Source organism: Streptomyces sp. Rer75 (genome assembly GCF_013414305.1).
In the GTDB taxonomy this organism is placed as follows: domain Bacteria; phylum Actinomycetota; class Actinomycetes; order Streptomycetales; family Streptomycetaceae; genus Streptomyces; species Streptomyces himastatinicus.
The window spans coordinates 5,504,590-5,522,065 of sequence record NZ_CP058693.1 but is presented as its reverse complement, the minus strand read 5'-3'; the positions used below and the strand labels follow the sequence as shown (position 1 = coordinate 5,522,065).

General features: G+C 69.9%; 18 protein-coding genes. 10 read left to right on the top strand and 8 right to left on the bottom strand.

Features of this window, described 5'->3' with window-relative positions; all coding sequences use genetic code 11:
* Positions 1-5 precede the first annotated feature (5 nt).
* The 4 genes from HYQ63_RS23610 (at position 6) to HYQ63_RS23595 (ending at position 2,368) form a co-directional block, all read left to right on the top strand.
* On the top strand, positions 6-581 hold the full coding sequence (locus HYQ63_RS23610) for a TetR/AcrR family transcriptional regulator (RefSeq protein ID WP_179935751.1): 576 nt from the start codon (positions 6-8) through the stop codon (positions 579-581).
* A gap of 245 nt (positions 582-826) precedes the next feature.
* Positions 827-1,228, top strand: coding sequence for a helix-turn-helix domain-containing protein (locus HYQ63_RS23605; RefSeq protein WP_123107679.1), 402 nt, complete (start codon positions 827-829; stop codon positions 1,226-1,228).
* A 19-nt stretch (positions 1,229-1,247) separates the two neighbouring features.
* Positions 1,248-1,877 carry a hypothetical protein gene (locus HYQ63_RS23600; RefSeq protein WP_179935750.1) on the top strand — a complete coding sequence of 210 codons (630 nt, stop codon included), beginning with the start codon at positions 1,248-1,250 and terminating at the stop codon, positions 1,875-1,877.
* Positions 1,878-2,020: 143 nt separating this feature from the next.
* Positions 2,021-2,368, top strand: a complete 348-nt coding sequence (locus tag HYQ63_RS23595) for a DUF2516 family protein (RefSeq protein ID WP_123107694.1) — start codon at positions 2,021-2,023, stop codon at positions 2,366-2,368.
* Positions 2,369-2,429: 61 nt separating this feature from the next.
* Here the strand turns inward: HYQ63_RS23595 and HYQ63_RS23590 are convergent, their stop codons facing one another.
* Together HYQ63_RS23590 and HYQ63_RS23585 are read right to left on the bottom strand one after the other, a co-directional pair.
* Positions 2,430-3,662, bottom strand: coding sequence for a PP2C family protein-serine/threonine phosphatase (locus tag HYQ63_RS23590; protein WP_179935749.1), 1,233 nt, complete (start codon positions 3,660-3,662; stop codon positions 2,430-2,432).
* A 356-nt stretch (positions 3,663-4,018) separates the two neighbouring features.
* A complete protein-coding gene (locus HYQ63_RS23585; protein ID WP_179935748.1) occupies positions 4,019-5,131 on the bottom strand; it encodes a C40 family peptidase in 1,113 nt (370 codons plus the stop codon).
* A gap of 359 nt (positions 5,132-5,490) precedes the next feature.
* On the opposite strand from HYQ63_RS23585, the gene pstS reads away from it, so the two are divergent.
* The 4 genes from pstS to pstB all read left to right on the top strand — a co-directional run bounded on the left by pstS (position 5,491) and on the right by pstB (position 9,579).
* A complete protein-coding gene (pstS, locus tag HYQ63_RS23580; protein WP_179935747.1) occupies positions 5,491-6,606 on the top strand; it encodes a phosphate ABC transporter substrate-binding protein PstS in 1,116 nt (371 codons plus the stop codon).
* 119 nt (positions 6,607-6,725) lie between these two features.
* Positions 6,726-7,715 carry a phosphate ABC transporter permease subunit PstC gene (gene pstC, locus HYQ63_RS23575; RefSeq protein WP_179935746.1) on the top strand — a complete coding sequence of 330 codons (990 nt, stop codon included), beginning with the start codon at positions 6,726-6,728 and terminating at the stop codon, positions 7,713-7,715.
* On the top strand, positions 7,712-8,776 hold the full coding sequence (gene pstA, locus HYQ63_RS23570) for a phosphate ABC transporter permease PstA (RefSeq protein WP_179935745.1): 1,065 nt from the start codon (positions 7,712-7,714) through the stop codon (positions 8,774-8,776). The genes pstC and pstA overlap by 4 nt, the downstream gene beginning before the upstream one ends.
* A 26-nt stretch (positions 8,777-8,802) precedes the next feature.
* The gene (gene pstB / locus HYQ63_RS23565) at positions 8,803-9,579 is read left to right on the top strand and encodes a phosphate ABC transporter ATP-binding protein PstB (protein ID WP_179935744.1); all 777 of its coding nucleotides are present in this window, start codon (positions 8,803-8,805) and stop codon (positions 9,577-9,579) included.
* Positions 9,580-9,703: 124 nt separating this feature from the next.
* Here pstB and HYQ63_RS23560 read toward each other — a convergent pair whose 3' ends face one another.
* The gene (locus tag HYQ63_RS23560) at positions 9,704-10,702 is read right to left on the bottom strand and encodes an inorganic phosphate transporter (protein ID WP_179935743.1); all 999 of its coding nucleotides are present in this window, start codon (positions 10,700-10,702) and stop codon (positions 9,704-9,706) included.
* Between the two features lie 8 nt (positions 10,703-10,710).
* Positions 10,711-11,331 carry a DUF47 domain-containing protein gene (locus HYQ63_RS23555; RefSeq protein WP_123107688.1) on the bottom strand — a complete coding sequence of 207 codons (621 nt, stop codon included), beginning with the start codon at positions 11,329-11,331 and terminating at the stop codon, positions 10,711-10,713.
* Positions 11,332-11,523: 192 nt separating this feature from the next.
* Between HYQ63_RS23555 and HYQ63_RS23550 the strand changes: the two genes are divergently transcribed.
* Complete coding sequence (locus HYQ63_RS23550) at positions 11,524-11,916, top strand: metal-sensitive transcriptional regulator (RefSeq protein ID WP_009716141.1); 393 nt, start codon at positions 11,524-11,526, stop codon at positions 11,914-11,916.
* Positions 11,917-11,973: 57 nt separating this feature from the next.
* Here HYQ63_RS23550 and HYQ63_RS23545 read toward each other — a convergent pair whose 3' ends face one another.
* Positions 11,974-12,195 carry a hypothetical protein gene (locus HYQ63_RS23545; protein ID WP_179931903.1) on the bottom strand — a complete coding sequence of 74 codons (222 nt, stop codon included), beginning with the start codon at positions 12,193-12,195 and terminating at the stop codon, positions 11,974-11,976.
* 163 nt (positions 12,196-12,358) lie between these two features.
* Entirely contained in the window at positions 12,359-13,264 is a 906-nt protein-coding gene (locus HYQ63_RS23540; RefSeq protein ID WP_179935742.1) for a hypothetical protein, read from the bottom strand.
* Positions 13,265-13,648: 384 nt separating this feature from the next.
* On the opposite strand from HYQ63_RS23540, the gene HYQ63_RS23535 reads away from it, so the two are divergent.
* Complete coding sequence (locus tag HYQ63_RS23535) at positions 13,649-15,235, top strand: FAD-binding oxidoreductase (RefSeq protein WP_179935741.1); 1,587 nt, start codon at positions 13,649-13,651, stop codon at positions 15,233-15,235.
* Between the two features lie 138 nt (positions 15,236-15,373).
* Here HYQ63_RS23535 and HYQ63_RS23530 read toward each other — a convergent pair whose 3' ends face one another.
* Together HYQ63_RS23530 and HYQ63_RS23525 are read right to left on the bottom strand one after the other, a co-directional pair.
* Positions 15,374-16,084, bottom strand: coding sequence for a phosphatase PAP2 family protein (locus tag HYQ63_RS23530; RefSeq protein WP_179935740.1), 711 nt, complete (start codon positions 16,082-16,084; stop codon positions 15,374-15,376).
* Positions 16,085-16,298: 214 nt separating this feature from the next.
* Positions 16,299-17,324: a bifunctional lytic transglycosylase/C40 family peptidase gene (locus HYQ63_RS23525; RefSeq protein ID WP_179940418.1), complete on the bottom strand. Its 1,026-nt coding sequence runs from the start codon at positions 17,322-17,324 to the stop codon at positions 16,299-16,301.
* Positions 17,325-17,476 lie beyond the last annotated feature (152 nt).

The window sequence follows — 17,476 nt, the reverse complement described above, 5'->3', positions numbered from 1 at the left end:
TGGCCATGGGCCGCGTATCGCAGGCGCAGGCGCAGGAAAATCGCAGGCGGGTGGTGGACACCGCGTCGCGGCTGTTCCGGGAGCAGGGCACCCACGTCAGCGTCGCCGATCTCATGAAGGCGGCCGGCCTCACCCACGGTGCCTTCTACAAGCAGTTCGCCTCCAAGGAAGCGCTCGTCGATGAGGTCACCGCCCACGCCTTCGATGAGATCGCACGGCGCAATGCGGCCGGGCTCGAGCGGCACGACGGGCAGCGGGATGCCGCTCAGCGGGCCCTGATCGACGCCTACCTCTCCGTCGAACACCGTGACAACGCGGCGGACGGCTGCCCGGTCGCGGCTCTCGCCATCGATGTCGCGCGCGGACCCGAAGGCCGCGAGGCGCGCCGTACCTACGCGGAGGGCGTGGCCGACTTCGCCGCGTTCCTCGCCCCCGCCGAGGCCGTCGGGGGCGGCGAGGGCGGCATCGCCCGGCTGTGCACCCTGGTCGGTGCCCTGGTCCTGTCCCGGGCCACGCAAGGCTCCCCGCTCTCCGAGGAGATTCTCGCCGCCGCGCACGCGGCCCTGACGGAAGCCGACTGACCGGGGGCCCGGCATCGGGCGCCGCGCGGCGTGTGTGCACCGGTCGCACCCGCGAGGTGACGCGGGGCCCGAGGCTTCCGTGCTCGCGGCCTGATCGATCTGGCGTAGTTCCGTGCTCCCTACGACAGTTGTCGCGCAAATGCGACACCTATCGTGCTCAGGCTCACCCGGCATCGCGTGGCACGCGCCACTGTTGCAAGCACCTTGCTTGCAATAGTTAGCACTCCTGGTGCAGCATCGAAGGCATGGCATCACTGAACGTCGGCAACCTCGGCGACTTCCTGCGGGAGCAGCGGCGCAGTGCCCAGCTCTCGCTGCGGCAGCTGGCCGACGCCGCCGGGGTGTCCAACCCGTACCTCAGCCAGATCGAGCGCGGACTGCGCAAGCCGAGCGCCGAGATCCTCCAGCAGCTCGCGAAGGCGCTGCGGATATCCGCCGAGACCCTGTACGTACAGGCAGGGATCCTCGATGAGCGCGATCGGGAGGAAACCGAGGTGCGCAGCGTGATACTCGCCGATCCCACGATCAACGAGCGGCAGAAGCAGGTGCTGCTCCAGATCTACGAGTCCTTCCGCAAGGAGAACGGACACGGGACCGCCTCGGACGACACCCCCGCCGACGCCGACGTCGCCACACCCTCGAACTGATCCGGGAGGACCAGGAACCATGGCCATCACCGACGACGTACGCAAGACCCTCACCGACCCGACCCCGCTCTACTTCGTGGCGGGCACGGCCGACCTCGCCGCCCAGAAGCTCAAGGAGGTGCCGACGCTGGTCGAGAAGATCGTCGCGGAGGCCCCGGAGCGCTTCAACCAGGTGCGCAACACCGACCCGAAGGCCGTGCAGGACCGGGTCACCCAGCAGGCGAAGGACGCCCAGGGCAAGCTCAACGAGGTGCTGGGCTCCCTGGACACCGACCTCAAGCGGCTCCGCGACTCGGCGCAGGACCTCGCCCTCCAGGGCGTCGGCCGCGCCGCCGAGCTGGCCGTCAAGGCGCGGGAGCGGTACGACGAGGTCGCCGAGCACGGCCAGGAGGTCGTGAAGACCTGGCGCGGCGAGGCGGCCGACGAGGTCGTCGACATCGCCTCCGCGATCGAGCCCCACGAGGAGAAGGGCGCGTCCGAGGCGCCGTCGCAGCCGGTCGCGGTGGACTCCACCAAGTCCGACGCCGCCAAGCCCGCCGCCGCCAAGGAGGCCCCGAAGACCTCGGCGAAGCCTGCCGCCCCGGCCAAGAAGGCCCCGGCCCGCAAGCCCGCCACGGCCAAGAAGACGGACTCCAAGCCGTCCCACTGACGCCTCTCCGACAGGGCTCTTTGTCGGGTGCGCACAAGAGGGCCGGGTACGCAGCTGGCGTGCCCGGCCCCGTCAGCGGGTACGGTGGCCCGTAATGCTCATCCCTCTTTTCCTCTGAGCGTCTCTTCTGGGCGGTGGACAGCGTGCTGGTGCAAGGTTTCGGCGAGTTGCTGTACTGGGTCTCCTGGGGCCTGCTCCTCTTCAGCCTGTTCGCCTTCGTCGACTCGGTGATCCGCCGCGAGGACGCCTACCGGGCCGCGAACAAGCAGACCAAGCCGTTCTGGATGATCATCCTGGGGCTCGCGGCCGCGGTGAACTTCTTCATGGGCATCATGAGCTTCCTGCCGATCATCGGGCTGATCGCGACGATCGTGTACATCGTCGACGTGCGCCCGGCGCTGCGGCAGATCTCCGGCGGCGGCCGCGGCTGGCCGCGGGGGCGCGGCTCCAGCTCCGACGGTCCGTACGGGCCCTTCAACGGCGGCCGGTAGCCCGCTCAGCAGGCACGACCCGGTAGCCCGCTCAGCAGGCACAACGCGGGGCGGCGGCGGCTCAGCCGCGGTCCAGCAGGAGCACCGCCAGGTCGTCGGTCAGCTCGCCGCCGTTCAGCGCCCGCACCTCGGTGACCGTGGCGTCCAGCAGCTCCTCGCCGCGCAGCCCGGTCGCCATCTGACGGGCGACGATCTCGACCATCCCCTCCTGGCCGAGCCGCTGCACCCCGGCCCCGACGCGGCCCTCTATCAGCCCGTCGGTGTACATCATCAGGCTCCAGGCGCCGCCCAGCTCGACCTGTCGGCGCGGCCAGCGGGCGTTCGGCAGCAGGCCGAGCGCGGGGCCGTTCTCGTCCGTGGGCAGCAGCCGGGGCGCCACTCCGGGCCGTACGGCCAGCGGGGAGGGGTGCCCGGCGAGGCAGACCCCGGCCCGTCGGCCGTCCGGGGCTATGTCGACGGTGCACAGCGTCGCGAAGATCTCGTCGTCCGGGCGCTCGTTCTCCAGCACCTGCTGGAGGGTGCCGAGCAGCTGGTCGCCGCAGAGCCCGGCGAAGGTCAGGGCGCGCCAGGCGATCCGCAGCTCCACGCCGAGGGCGGCTTCGTCGGGGCCGTGGCCGCAGACGTCGCCGATCATGGCGTGCACCGTGCCGTCCGGGGTGCGGACGGTGTCGTAGAAGTCGCCGCCGAGCAGCGCCCGGCTGCGGCCGGGCCGGTAGCGGGCGGCGAAGCGCAGCCCGGAGCCCTGGAGCAGCGGGGTGGGCAGCAGTCCGCGCTCCAGCCGGGCGTTCTCCTGGGCGCGCAGCCGGGACTCGGTGAGCTGGCGCTGGGCGAGGTCGGAGCGTTTTCGCTCCACCGCGTACCGGATGGCGCGGCTGAGGATGCGGCCGTCCAGCTCGTCGCGGAAGAGGAAGTCCTGCGCCCCGACCCGGACCGCCTCGGCGGCGCGCTCGGCGTCGTCCTCGGCGGTGAGGACCAGGACGGCCTGCGTGGGGGCGAGCTTCAGTACGGAGCGCAGCGTGTCGAGCGCGTCCTCCGCCTCGTGCTCGGGGCCGGGCAGGGCCAGGTCGAGCAGGATGCACTGCACACCGTCGGTGAGCAGCCGGGAGGCCTCGGTGAGGTTGCGGGCCGTACGGATACGAACCCGGTTGCCTTCGGTGTCCAGCATCTCGGGGACGTTGAAGGCGCCGGCTGGGTCGTCCTCGATCACCAGCAGGGTGAGCCCGCTGTCGGGCAGGGCGGCCGGCCGGGCCTCGGCGGCCAGGGCCTCCCGCTGCCTCGGCACGGGTACGGACATCGCTCGATTCCTTCCCTCCCCCCGAGGGCGCGGCGCCCGCCGCCGACCGGCGGACCGCACGAACCGGCTCACACACCGACCAGTCGGTTTCAGGGCGTGGAAGCCGAATACTGCCAGGCGACTTTAGCGCTCGGTCCGGGCCCCGTGGAATGACCTCCCGGAGGCCACTTTTGTCATATGCCCCATGCCCCGGGCGACTTGGGGGAATTCGGGCATGGGTCAGAATGACAAAGGTCACGCCAACTCGTCGCCGTTTTGTGGAACCGCACACGGATGACTCCGTTCGCGCCCCAACCACACCGGGGCGAGGCGGACATAGCAGCCGAATCACGCCCGTAGCGCGAAATCAGCCCGAATCAGGAGGAGTCCGGGCGCACCACACCCAGGATCGGCATCGACCCCGCCCCCGCCAGGGTGACCCGGCGGCCCGGCCGCGGGGCGTGGACGATCGCGCCGTCGCCCACGTACATCCCCACGTGGCTGGCGTCCTTGAAGTAGATGACCAGGTCACCGGGGCGCATTCGCGCGGTGTCCACCTTCGGCAGCAGCCGCCACTGCTCCTGCGAGGTCCGCGGGATACTCCGGCCCGCCGAGGCCCAGGCCCGCTGGGTCAGCCCCGAGCAGTCGTAGCCGTCCGGACCCACGGCACCCCATACATAGGACTTGCCGATCTGGGCCGTGGCGAAGTCGATGGCGCGCCGCCCCATGCCGCTCGAGCGTCCGCCAACCTCCCGCAGTATGCCGGTCTTGAGCCATTTCGCCTGGGATGCCCGGTCCCGCTCCTCCTGGAGCTGCCGCAGCCGGTCCCGCTCCTTGGCCTCCAGCCTCGACTCCAGCCGCCGGGCCCGGGCGAGCTTTTCGGTGATCTCCTTCTTCGCCGCCGCCTTCTTCGCCCGGCTCCGGTCGAGCCGCTCCCACTCCCGGGAGGCGGACTCGGCGTAACGGTCGAGCGCCGCCCGGGTGTGCTCCAGCCGGTTCATCAGCCCGTGGGCCGCCTTCTCGCCCTTGCGCGCGAGGGTGAAGCCATCGAGGAAGCCGCTGGGGTCGTCGCCCAGCAGCAGCCGCGCCTCGGGCGGCATCCCGCCGCCGCGGTACTGGGCCCGGGCCAGCGCCCCGGCGCGCTCCCGCAGCCCGGTCATCTCCTTCTGCGCCTTCACCACGGCCCGCGCGATCTTCAAGATCGACTTCTCCTGGCGCGTTTGTTTCTCCCGCGCGAGGTTGTATGCGTCGGTGGCTGATTCCGCTTGCCGGTAGAAGCGGTCCACGTCCGAGCGGACCTTCTCCAGCCCTCCGCCGCCGGACCCGGCACCACGGGCGCCGTCCGACGCCGGTTCCGGTTCGCCGGGCGCCGCGTACGCCGGACCGGCGGGTAAGGCCGACGTTCCCAGCGCACAGACGAGCGCGGCCGCCGTGGCGGCGCCCGTACCCCTCCCTCTCCCGTCCCGCCTCACCCGCCGGCCTCCTCTCATCCGAGTAGGGACGGATGGTGACATGCCGTACCGCAATCCGACAGAGCCACGCGCCGGTCGGTCGCGCACTCGACGCGATCCGGGGTCATCAGAGGACTGAAGTAGACGGACGTGGACGGAAGCAGGCGGGAGGCCGGGGCCGTGACCTCGCCGTTACCCGGCCACCACACTGACGGCCGAGGTTCACCGCTCGTTAACTCTTCCCCTTCGGCCGCTTCACCTGATCTGCCTAATTTCAGCCCTACTGAGGTGCAGACCCGGGCCCCGTATCCGGACTCGCGTCCAGCGCACATCCGTCCCTGCGCATCACTACGTCGCGCGCCGTCCCCACCGGCGGCTTCTGGAAGGAATCCCCGAAAGTGAAGCTTCAGCGCAACAACCGGCTTCGCGCCATCGCTGCCGGTGCCCTCGCCCTGTCCGGCGCCTTCGTCCTCACCGCCTGCGGTTCGGACAACAACACCGGCGGTGGTGGCGCCGCTCCCACCGGCAACATCAAGTGCGATGGCAAGGGGCAGCTGCTGGCCTCCGGCTCGTCCGCGCAGAAGAACGCCATGGACCTGTGGACGAAGAACTACGGCGCGGCCTGTAAGGACGTCAAGCTCAACTACAAGGCCACCGGCTCGGGCGCGGGCATCCAGGAGTGGCTCCAGGGCAAGACCGCCTTCGCGGGCTCCGACTCGGCGCTCAAGCCCGAGGAGGTCGCGTCCTCGAAGAAGATCTGCAAGGGCGGCCAGGGGATCAACCTGCCGATGGTCGGCGGCCCGATCGCGGTCGGCTTCAACGTCCCCGGCGTGGACAAGCTGACGCTCGACGCCGAGACCCTCGCCAAGATCTTCAACTCGGACATCAAGTCCTGGGACGACCCCGCGATCAAGAAGCTCAACCCGGGCGTGAAGCTCCCGAGCCTCAAGATCCAGGCGTTCCACCGCTCGGACGAGTCCGGCACCACCGACAACTTCACCAAGTACCTCAAGGCCTCCGCCCCGAAGGCATGGCCGCACGAGCCGGGCAAGGCGTGGGAGGGCAAGGGCGGCCAGTCCGCCGACGGCTCCTCCGGTGTCTCCTCGCAGGTCAAGCAGGTCTCCGGCGCGATCTCGTACTTCGAGCTGTCGTACGCGACCGCCAACAGCATCAAGACCGTCGACCTGGACACCGGCGCCTCGCAGCCCGTCAAGGCCACCGTCGACAACGCCTCCAAGGCCATCGCCGAGGCCAAGACCAAGGGCACCGGCAAGGACCAGGCCCTCGACCTGGCGTACGACACCAAGGCCGCGGGCGCCTACCCGATCACGCTGGTCACCTACGAGATCGCCTGCGACAAGGGCAACAAGGCCGGCACCCTCAAGGCCGCCAAGTCCTTCCTCAACTACGCCGCGAGCAAGGACGGTCAGTCCGCGCTGAAGGAGCTGGGCTACGCCCCGCTGCCCGACGCGATCGCCACCAAGGTCCGGGAAAGCATTTCCAGCCTCTCCTGACCTGAAGTGTGCGGCCTGTTCCGCCCCGGCCACCCGCCGGAGCAGAGCAGGCCGCACCGTCCGGTGCACCGCCGCACCAGGAGCCTCACCCCCATCCGGCTCCGCAGACCGGAGAACCCATGAAAACGGATATAGAACCCACCTCCACATCCGCCGGGTCGCCGCCCCAGGTCTCGACCCGCTCCACCGGCCGCGCCGGTGACAAGATCTTCCTCGGCCTCTCCCGGGGCTCCGGGATCGCCCTCCTGGTGATCATGGCGGCCATCGCGGGCTTCCTCGCGTACCGCGCCGCCATCGCGATCTCCAAGGACGAGGCCAACTTCCTCACCGCCTTCGAGTGGAGCACCGGCTCCACCCCGATGCGCTTCGGCATCGCGGTCCTCGCGTACGGCACGGTCGTCAGCTCGATCATCGCGATGGTCGTCGCGGTCCCGATCGCCGTCGGCATCGCGCTCTTCATCTCGCACTACGCCCCGCGGCGGCTGGCCACGCCGGTCGCGTACGTGATCGACCTGCTCGCCGCGGTCCCCAGCATCGTCTACGGCCTGTGGGGCGCGCTCTTCCTGGTGCCGCACCTGACCCCGCTGTACACGTGGATGGACAAGTACCTGGGCTGGACCGGCATCTTCACCTACCAGGGCGGCGCCGCGCGGTCGCTGTTCACCGTCGGCATCCTGCTGGCGATCATGATCCTGCCGATCGTCACCAGCGTGAGCCGCGAGGTGTTCCGGCAGGTCCCGAAGATGCACGAGGAGGCCGCGCTGGCGCTCGGCGCGACCCGCTGGGAAGTCGTCCGCATGTCGGTCCTCCCCTTCGGCCGCTCCGGCATCATCAGCGCCTCGATGCTGGGCCTGGGCCGCGCACTCGGCGAGACCATGGCGGTCGCCACCGTGCTCTCCCCCAGCTACCTGATCAACGTCAGCCTGCTGGACCCGGGCGGCGGCACCTTCGCGCAGAACATCGCCAGCCACTTCAAGGAGGCCAACGACAACGGGCGCGACGCGCTCATCGCCTCCGGTCTGGTCCTGTTCGTCATCACCCTGCTGGTGAACGGCGCCGCGCGAATGATCATCGCCCGCCGCAAGGAGTACTCGGGGACCGCCGCATGAGCGACACGACCATCGACACCACCACGCCGCGCGCGTCCACCCTCCAGCAGGCGCGGCTGCCCCGCTGGGCCCCGCTGGGGCTGGCCGCGGTCTCGATCGCCGCGGGCGTCGGCATCGGCACCGCCGCAGGCATGGGCAACCCCTTCCAGATGGGCCTCATCGCCGCACTGCTCTTCGTCGTCCTCTCCTACGGCGTCACGGCCGCGGTCGAGGGCGGTCGGCAGGCCAAGAACCAGCTGGCCACCAGCCTGGTGTGGATCTGCTTCCTGATCGCGGTCGTCCCGCTGCTCTCGCTGATCTGGGAGACGATCAACCGCGGCAAGACCGTGCTCAACGGCTACTTCCTCAGCCACTCCATGGACGGCGTCCAGACGATCCTGCCCGGCGGCGGCGCGTACCACGCGATCCTCGGCACCCTGGAGCAGGTCGGCATCGCCACCCTCATCGCGGCCCCCATCGGCCTGCTGACCGCCATCTACCTGGTGGAGTACGGGCGCGGGCGGCTCGCGAAGGCCGTGACCTTCTTCGTCGACGTCATGACCGGCATCCCCTCGATCGTGGCCGGTCTGTTCATCCTCAGCTTCTGGATCATCATCCTGGGCTTCGGCTACTCCGGCTTCGCCGGCGCCATGGCGCTGGCCATCCTGATGATGCCGGTCGTGGTCCGCTCCACCGAGGAGATGCTCAAGCTCGTCCCGGACGAGCTGCGCGAGGCCTCGCTCGCGCTGGGTGTGCCCAAGTGGCGCACCATCCTCAAGGTGGTGCTGCCCACCTCGATCGGCGGGATCACCACGGGTGTGATGCTCGCGGTCGCCCGTATCGCCGGTGAGTCCGCCCCCATCGTGCTGCTGGTCTTCGGCTCCCAGGCGATCAACGGCAACCCCTTCGAAGGCGCCCAGTCGTCGCTGCCGTACTACATCTACGAGCAGTGGCAGCTCGGCAACGAGGCCTCGTTCGACCGCGCCTGGGCCGCGGCGCTCGTGCTCATCGCCTTCGTCATGATCCTGAACCTGGTGGCCCGCGGCATCGCCCGTTGGAAGGCCCCGAAGACCGGCCGCTGAGGCCGAGAAGAAGAGAAGTGATTCACATGGCCAAGCGCATCGACATCAGCGGGCTGACGGCCTACTACGGCAGCCACAAGGCCATCGAGGACATCTCGATGACCGTCGAACCCCGGTCGGTGACCGCCTTCATCGGCCCGTCCGGCTGCGGCAAGTCGACCTTCCTGCGCACCCTCAACCGGATGCACGAGGTCACCCCCGGCGGCCGGGTCGAGGGCAAGGTGATGCTCGACGACGAGAACCTGTACGCCTCCGGCGTCGACCCCGTCTCCGTGCGGCGCACGGTCGGCATGGTCTTCCAGCGCCCCAACCCGTTCCCGACGATGTCGATCTTCGAGAACGTGGCGGCCGGGCTGAAGCTGAACGGCTCGTACAAGAAGAGCGAGCTGTCGGACATCGTCGAGAAGTCCCTCAAGGGCGCCAACCTGTGGAACGAGGTCAAGGACCGGCTGAACAAGCCGGGCGCCGGGCTCTCCGGCGGTCAGCAGCAGCGGCTGTGCATCGCCCGCGCCATCGCGGTCGCGCCCGACGTGCTGCTGATGGACGAGCCCTGCTCGGCGCTGGACCCGATCTCGACCCTCGCCATCGAGGACCTGATCGGTGAGCTGAAGGAGCGTTTCACGATCGTCATCGTGACGCACAACATGCAGCAGGCGGCGCGCGTCTCGGACCGCACGGCCTTCTTCAACCTGGCCGGCGTCGGCCAGCCCGGCAAGCTCATCGAGATCGACGAGACCGAGCGGATCTTCTCCAACCCGTCCGTCCAGGCGACCGAGGACTACATCTCCGGCCGCTTCGGCTGATCAGGCCCCTCGCCCCAGGAGGCGAGGAACAGCGTCCTGCGGTGCTGCATGGCGGTGCCACCGCACGACGAAAAGGGCCCGCCCCCGGCTCCCGGGGGCGGGCCCACTGCGTCACCGCGACGGATCAGCCGAAGGCCAGGTTCACGATCCAGTAGCTGAGGGCGGCGACTCCGGCCGCCGCGGGCATGGTGATGAACCACCCGAGGATGATGTTCTTCGCGACCCCCCAGCGCACCGCGTTCACGCGCTTGGTCGCGCCCACACCCATGATCGCCGAGGTGATCACGTGCGTCGTCGAGATCGGCGCCTGGAACATGAACGACGCGGTGTACATGACCGAGGCCGCGGTCGTCTCGGCGGCGAAGCCCTGCGGCGGGTCCAGCTCGATGATCCGGCGGCCCAGGGTGCGCATGATGCGCCAGCCACCCGCGTACGTGCCGAGCGAGAGCATCGCGGCGCAGGCGATCTTCACCCACACCGGGATCGCGTCTCCCTGCTCCTCGACACCGCCGATGACCAGGGCCATCACCACCACACCCATGGTCTTCTGTGCGTCCTGGAGACCGTGGCCGAGCGCCATGGCGGCGGCCGACACGGTCTGCGCTATCCGGAAGCCGCGCTTCGCCTTGTGCGGGTTGGACTTCCGGAACATCCAGAAGATGCCGACCATCACGAAGTAGCCCAGCACCAGGCCGATGAGGGGCGAGAGGACCATCGGGAGGACGATCTTCTCCACCACACCGCTCCAGTGAACGGTGCTGGCACCGGCGAGCGCCGCACCCACCAGGCCGCCGAACAGGGCGTGCGAGGACGAGGACGGCAGTCCGTAGTACCAGGTGATCATGTTCCAGGCGATGGCCCCGACCAGCGCGGAAAACAGGATGATCATGCCCTGTTTGCCGGTCGGGGTGGCGATCAGGCCCTCGCTGACGGTCTTGGCGACCCCGCTGCCCAGGAAGGCACCGGCGAGGTTCATCACCGCGGCCATCGCGAGCGCCGCCCGCGGGGTCAGGGCCCGGGTGGAGACCGAGGTGGCGATGGCGTTCGCCGAGTCGTGGAAGCCGTTGGTGTAGGTGAAGAAGAGCGCGACCGCGATGGTCACGACGAGCGCGAAGGTGTCCATGCCGGGGCTCAGGACTCCTTGACGGCGATCGTCTCGACCGTGTTGGCCACGTGCTCGAAGGCGTCGGCCGCCTCTTCCAGCACATCCACGATCTGCTTGAGCTTGAGCACCTCTATCGCGTCGTACTTGCCGTTGAAGAGGTGGGCCAGCAGCTTGCGGTGGATCTGGTCCGCCTGGTTCTCCAGCCGGTTGACCTCGATCCAGTACTCCGTGAGGTTCGTCATGGTGCGCAGGTTCGGCATGGCCTCGGCGGTCAGCTCGGCCGCCCGCGCCAGCACCTCGATCTGCTGCTCGACGCCCTTGGGCAGCTCCTCGACCTGGTAGAGGACGACCAGGTCGACGGCCTCCTCCATGAAGTCCATGATGTCGTCGAGGGACGAGGCGAGGGAGTAGATGTCCTCGCGGTCGAACGGCGTGATGAACGAGGAGTTCAGCTGATGGAAGATCGCGTGCGTGGCGTCGTCTCCAGCGTGCTCCGCGGCCCTCATCCGCTCGGAGATCTCGGCACGAGCGGCGGAGTCCGCCCCGAGCAGTTCCATGAGGAGCTTGGAGCCGGTCACGATGTTGTCCGCGGAGGCGGCGAACATGTCGTAGAAGCTCGTCTCCCTGGGGGTCAGACGAAAGCGCACTGGGGATCCTCGGGATGCGGCGGATGGGGACTCGACGATGCTAGGCGCATCTTCCGGCCACGGTAACCGGCGTCCCCAGTGTCGCCCATCGGGCGGTGTGCTCTTCACAGGGGCCCGGTTCGGCCGAAAAAGCCGTTACCATATACCCACTGGGGGTATATGTGCACCGATAGTGAACAACGGGAGGACGCCATGACCACCACGGCAGCCGACACCACCGCGCCCACCGGCGGCGATGAGCGGGGCCAGGCGTCCGGCCAGGCTTCCCCTACCCACGGCGGCCACGGGTACGCCCACCAGAAGGACCAGCACCTGAAGCGGCTGCGCCGGATCGAGGGCCAGATCAGGGGCCTTCAGCGGATGGTCGAAGAGGATGTCTACTGCATCGACATACTCACCCAGGTCTCCGCCAGCACCAAGGCCCTCCAGTCCTTCGCCCTCCAGCTGCTCGAAGAGCATCTGCGGCACTGCGTCGCCAGCGCGGCCGTGGAGAGCGCCGCCAAGGAGGGGGACGAGGGAGAGGACGAGGTGGACGCCAAGGTCGCCGAGGCGACGGCGGCCATCGCCCGGCTGCTGCGGACCTGAGGGCCCGAGGAGCCGGAGGGAATCCGCGGGACCCGAGGGGCCCGCCCGCCCGGCTGGCTACCCGACGTCCGGACCGTCGGTTTCCGGCCGCTCCGCATTTTCGGTCGTCCGCCCCGTCGAGCGGTTGGCTGAATCCGATCGCTCGGGTGAGCGATCCGCCGAGCGGTCGGCCTCCACCCGGAGCACCTCGTCGATGCGGTCCGGACTGAGCCTGTCCTCGTCCGCGCTCGCAGCAGCGATCATCAATTCACCGTAGAGATCGATCTCGACGAGGGCCACGGGGTCCGGGCCCGGTGAGCCGCGACGCGCAACCACGTGTTTCACCTCCTCCTGCGAGCACCTTCGAGCACTTTCGAGCAGCGGCTTCCCAGCGTAGGGATCGGTACACACTCCGCGCATGGCACGGATGGGCCATTTCGAAGGACAGAGCGGGCCCCTCCGACTACTTCTGAGGCGATCCGACCTTTCCTGTGTAGATATCCGCGGGCTTGGGGAGCTCGACGGCGGTCTCCACCCCGAAGTCGTACAGCTCCGTCGTCGAGGCCACCCCCACCGCGCGCCGCCCGTCCGCGCTCTCGGCGGGCCGCGTACCGCTCGCGCGGCTGGTCACGGTGAAGCGGTGGCGTACCTCACGCAGCCGCCCCAGCCCGTCAAGATACGCGTCGAACGGCACCAGCGGGTCGGTGAACCCCTTCGCCGCGGCGCGCAGCGGCCCCCGTACGCCGTGCGAGGCCACCTTGGCCGCCCGGCCGATGTCCGTGGTGCCGCGGTAGTGCCGCACCAGGGCGCCGTCCAGGCCCTCCTCCCCGACCAGGCTCGCCCGCCGCACCCCGCGCAGCAGTTCGGCGGCGGTCAGCGGATCGGTCGCCCCGCCGGTGACCAGATTGCCGTCCGGAATGCCCGCCGTGTCCACCCGTACCCATTTGTCGCTGGGGATGCCCGCGCCGCGGTTGCGCATGAAGAGCGCACCGGACGCCAGCAGTTCGGTGATCGGCCCGTGCTCGGCCGCGCCCGTCGCGTCCCGCGGCAGCACCAGCCGCAGCCGCCCCCGCCGCTGCTCGAAGTCGTACGCCCCGCTGCCCTCGATCGACACCCGGGTGCCGCCGGTCGCCGTCTCCAGGGTCGTCCGCACCCGTGAACTCCCGGAACTCACCAGCACATCCGCGGCCTGCTGAAGCACGGCGACCGCGGCCGCCGCCCCGGGGGCACCGCCCGGGCGCTCGTCCGCCACCGTCTGGGACGAGCAGCCGCTGACGGTCGCCAGCAGCCCGGCCAGCAGACCACCCGCCACGCATCCGGCGACCGCCTTCGCCCGTCTCCTTCCACCACCGCGTCGCTGAACCACCATCGACCGTCGACCCCCTGGCCACGCTCGTCCACGCCTTGATACTTGTTCGTTTAACGACCCGTTCCGGCCACCCGTCACGGCCCGGTAGCGTGGTCATGTGCTCGACTCAGGTGACATGGGCCCCGACCAACCCCGCACCTCCACCGTGGAGAAGGGGGCCTTCTGCCTCGCCAGATGCACCTGCGGCTGGGCCGGTCCGGCCCGCCGCGCCCGGTCCCTGGCCCGCGACGACGCGAGCGCCCACACGACGGATCGTCATTCTTCTGCCACAAACGGAACCCCGTCGCCCGGCATTTCCTCTGACCAGGCGACCGGGCGGCATACGCAGTAACGGCAGTGGCCCGGTCGACCAGTGGGAAAGGTCGACAGGGAGGGGACACCGCCATGAACCGGCGGACACTGCTGGCAGCGAGCGCGGGACTGGCATCCACGGCCACCTGGGCCGCGGCGTGCAGCAGCACCACCACGGGACACGCCGCCGGCCGCGCGACGTCCCTCCGCGCCGCCTCGGGCACCCGGCTCGCGGCGAGCGACGGCAAGGCGAAGGCCGCGGACTGGACCGCGCTCGGCAAGGCGCTGCACGGCGACCTGGTGCGCCCCGGCGACGCCGACTACACCGCCGCCAGGCGCCTGTACAACACCCGCTTCGACCATCTGCGGCCCGCCGGTGTCGCCTATATAGGCAATACGTCCGACATCACCGCATGTCTGGACTTCGCCCGACGCCACGGCACCCCCGTCTCCATCCGCAACGGCGGCCACAGCTACGCCGGTTATTCCAGCGGTGACGGCCGCCTGGTCATCGACGTCTCCGCGCTCGGCTCCATCCGCACCACCACGGGCGAGGCCCGCATCGGCGGCGGCGCCAAGCTCATCGACGTCTACACCCAGCTCGGCGCCCACGGCGTCACCGTCCCCGGCGGCTCCTGCCCGAGCGTCGGCATCTCCGGGCTCACCCTCGGCGGCGGCCACGGCGTGGTCTCCCGGGCGTACGGGCTCACCTCCGACCACCTCACCGGCGCGACCCTCATCACCGCCGCGGGCAAGACCCTCCAGGTCTCCAAGGACCGCGAACCCGACCTCTTCTGGGCGCTGCGCGGCGCCGGCGGCGGCAACTTCGGCGTCGTCACCGAGCTCCGCTTCCGCACCCGCAAGCCCGGCGACGGCGTCACCGCCTATATGTCCTGGCCCTGGTCGAAGGCGGCCAAGGTGCTCAGCGCCTGGCAGAAGTGGGGCCCCGACCAGCCCGACGAGATCTGGTCGGCCCTGCACCTGTCGGCCGCCCCCGGCCACACCCCGACCGTCTCCATCAGCTGCTTCTCCCTCGGCACCTACGGCGACCTCCAGAACGCGGTGGACCGGCTCGCCGACGGCCCCGGCGGCCCCGGCCCCGCCTCCCGGGTGACCCTGCGCCGCCGGGGGTACGTCGACGCGATGCGCATGTACGCGGGATGCGGCGACTCCTCGACCAGTCGCTGCCATCTACCCGGCGACAAGCCCGGCCGCAGCACCGACGGGGTGCTGAAGCGGGAGACGTACGCGGCGCGGTCCGACTTCTTCAACCGCTCGCTGAGCCAGGCGGGGATACGCGCGATGCTCGACCAGGTCGAGCGCTTCGGGCGGCGCACCAGCGGCGGCGGCGCGGTCAGCATCGCGCTCACCGCGCTCGGCGGCGCCGTGAACCGCGTCGACCCGCAGGCCACCGCCTTCGTCCACCGCCGCTCGCGGTTCCTCGCGCAGTACACCGCGTCCTGGGCGGCGGGCGGCGCGGGCGCCCCGCAGAACGCCTGGCTGGACGCGGCGCACTCGGCGATGCGGCGCTACGCCTCCGGGGCGGCGTACCAGAACTACACCGACGCCACGCTCACGAACTGGCGCTCGGCGTACTACGGATCCGGCGCGGACCGGCTGGCGCGGCTGAAGAAGCGTTACGACCCGAAGCGGCTCTTCGACTTCCCGCAGGCGCTGTGAGGTTCCGGCAGGCTCTCTGAGCTTCCCGCAGGCGCTGTGGAGCCCGCGGGCCTGTCCTCTCTCCTCTGTCCGTATCTGTACAGACGACGGGCGGCCCGGCGTGATGCTGCCGGGCCGCCCGTCGGTCGTACGGGTGTGTCAGGCCGCGAGATCCTTGCTGCCGCGCTCCGTGCCCGGCGACCGGGTCTCGGGGAACTCCGGGACCCCCTCGCCCGCCGCGGCGGCCGGGCCGGGGCGCCCGGCCCGTATCAGCCAGCCGGCCCGCGATCCCGCGATCGTGGTGGTGAGCGGCGTCAGCAGCATCATCGCCAGCGGCGCCAGCAGCAGCGCGACCGCGGTCCCCAGCGCGAACCCGCCGATCACATCCGTCGGATAGTGCACGCCCATGTAGACGCGGCAGAAGCCCTCGAGCAGTGCGAGCCCGATCGCCGCCAGCCCGTACCGCCGGTGGGCCATGAAGACCCCGACGGCGAGCCCCATGGTCAGCGTCGCGTGATCGCTGACGAAGGAGAAGTCGTTCTTGCCCGCCACCAGGACCTCGAGCTGATGGTCCCGGAACGGCCGCGGACGCTGGACGAAACCGCGGATCGGGATGTTGGCGATCAGCGCGATCCCGGCGGCCAGCGGCGCCCACATCAGCCCGGCGACGGCGGACGGCGCGTCCTGCCCCCGCTTGCGCACGCTCCACCAGGCGCCGAGGCCCACCAGGGCGAGCCCGATGACGATCCCGTACTCGCCGACGAACTCCATCACGCGGTCGAACCAGTGCGGGGCATCCTTGGCGAGCCCGTTGATGTCGTAGAGAAGGCTGACATCGGGGTTCGACCCGTCCAGTGCGAGTCCAGCCATGTGCCGCGGCCCCTTATCTCTCACCTGTCGCTACGTACAGCTGCCGACCCCCGTGATTCCCCGCGACCGACGACCCCGGCGAGCGATGCCGAAGGGTGTGCCGCCGATCCACTTCCAGGAAACGCCCTCATTGCGCCAGGCGTTCCGTTCGCTACCCAACGATCACCGGGACGTTATCGAAGGGTGACCCATCGTCGCAGCTCAGAGGGAATCCTCACGCGGCGCTGGGCTGGGGCAGCGCTTTTGCGCCATCCTTGGTCACCCGCGTCGCCCCGATGTAGTCCGGGGAGTCGATGGGGTCGAAGCGGATCACCGCACCAGTGTAGGGCGCGTTGATCATCTTCCCGCCGCCCACGTAGATCCCCACGTGGTGAATGGATCTCGGGTCATCGAGGTCGTAGGCGAAGAAGACCAGATCGCCGGGGAGCAGCTCATTGCGCTTGGGATGCGGTCCGGCGTTCCACTGGTCGTTGGCGACGCGCGGCAGCTCGATCCCCACCGTCTTGTACGCCGCCTTCGTCAGCCCCGAGCAGTCGAACCGCCCGCCCTGCTCCGGGGTGCCGTTACCGCCCCACAGATACGGCTTGCCGAGCTGCTTCTGCGCGAAGTAGATCGCCGCGGCCGACTGCCGCGACGGCTGCACGCGCTGCGTGGGCGCCTCGAAGCTCTTGGCCAGGTTGGTGATGGTCTTCACGTAGTTCTGGGTCTCGCGGTACGGCGGCACGCCGTTGTACTTGATCACGGCGTACGCGCCGGCGTTGTAGGACGCCAGCATGTTGTGCGTCAGATTGCCCGGCACGTCCTTCACATACTTCGCGAGCGAGCAGTCGTAGGCGGCCGCGGACGGAATCGCGTCGTTCGGATTCCAGATGTCCCGCTTGCCGTCCTTGTCGCCGTCCACCCCGTGCGACGCCCAGGTGGCGGGGATGAACTGCGCCAGCCCCTTGGCGTTGGCCGGGCTCTGCGCCTTCGCGTTCCACCCGCTCTCCTGGTAGAGCTGCGCGGCGAGCAGGGCCGGGTTGAGGGCGGGGCAGGAGTTCCCGTACCGCTGGATCAGCGGTGCGTACGTGGCCGGGACCGAGCCCTTCGCCAGCCCGACACTGGTGCCTCCGCCACCGCCCGCGAGGTTCCCGGCGACCATATAGGTGCCGAGAACGAGCAGGACGACGAAGGAAAGAGAGACTCCGATACCGACACTGACACCCAGCCAGACCTTACGCACCCGGCCATCCTCCCCCATCAGCCCGCGGTACGAACGCGTTTCCGTACGCACGGCGAAAATCAGCCGCTCGCCAGCCGAAACCCTACGGCCGACCGGTGCCGTGCGCCCCCTGCACCCCCTCCGCGCACCCCGCGGAACGCGTAAAGTCCGGCCCGTTCGAGCACCTCACA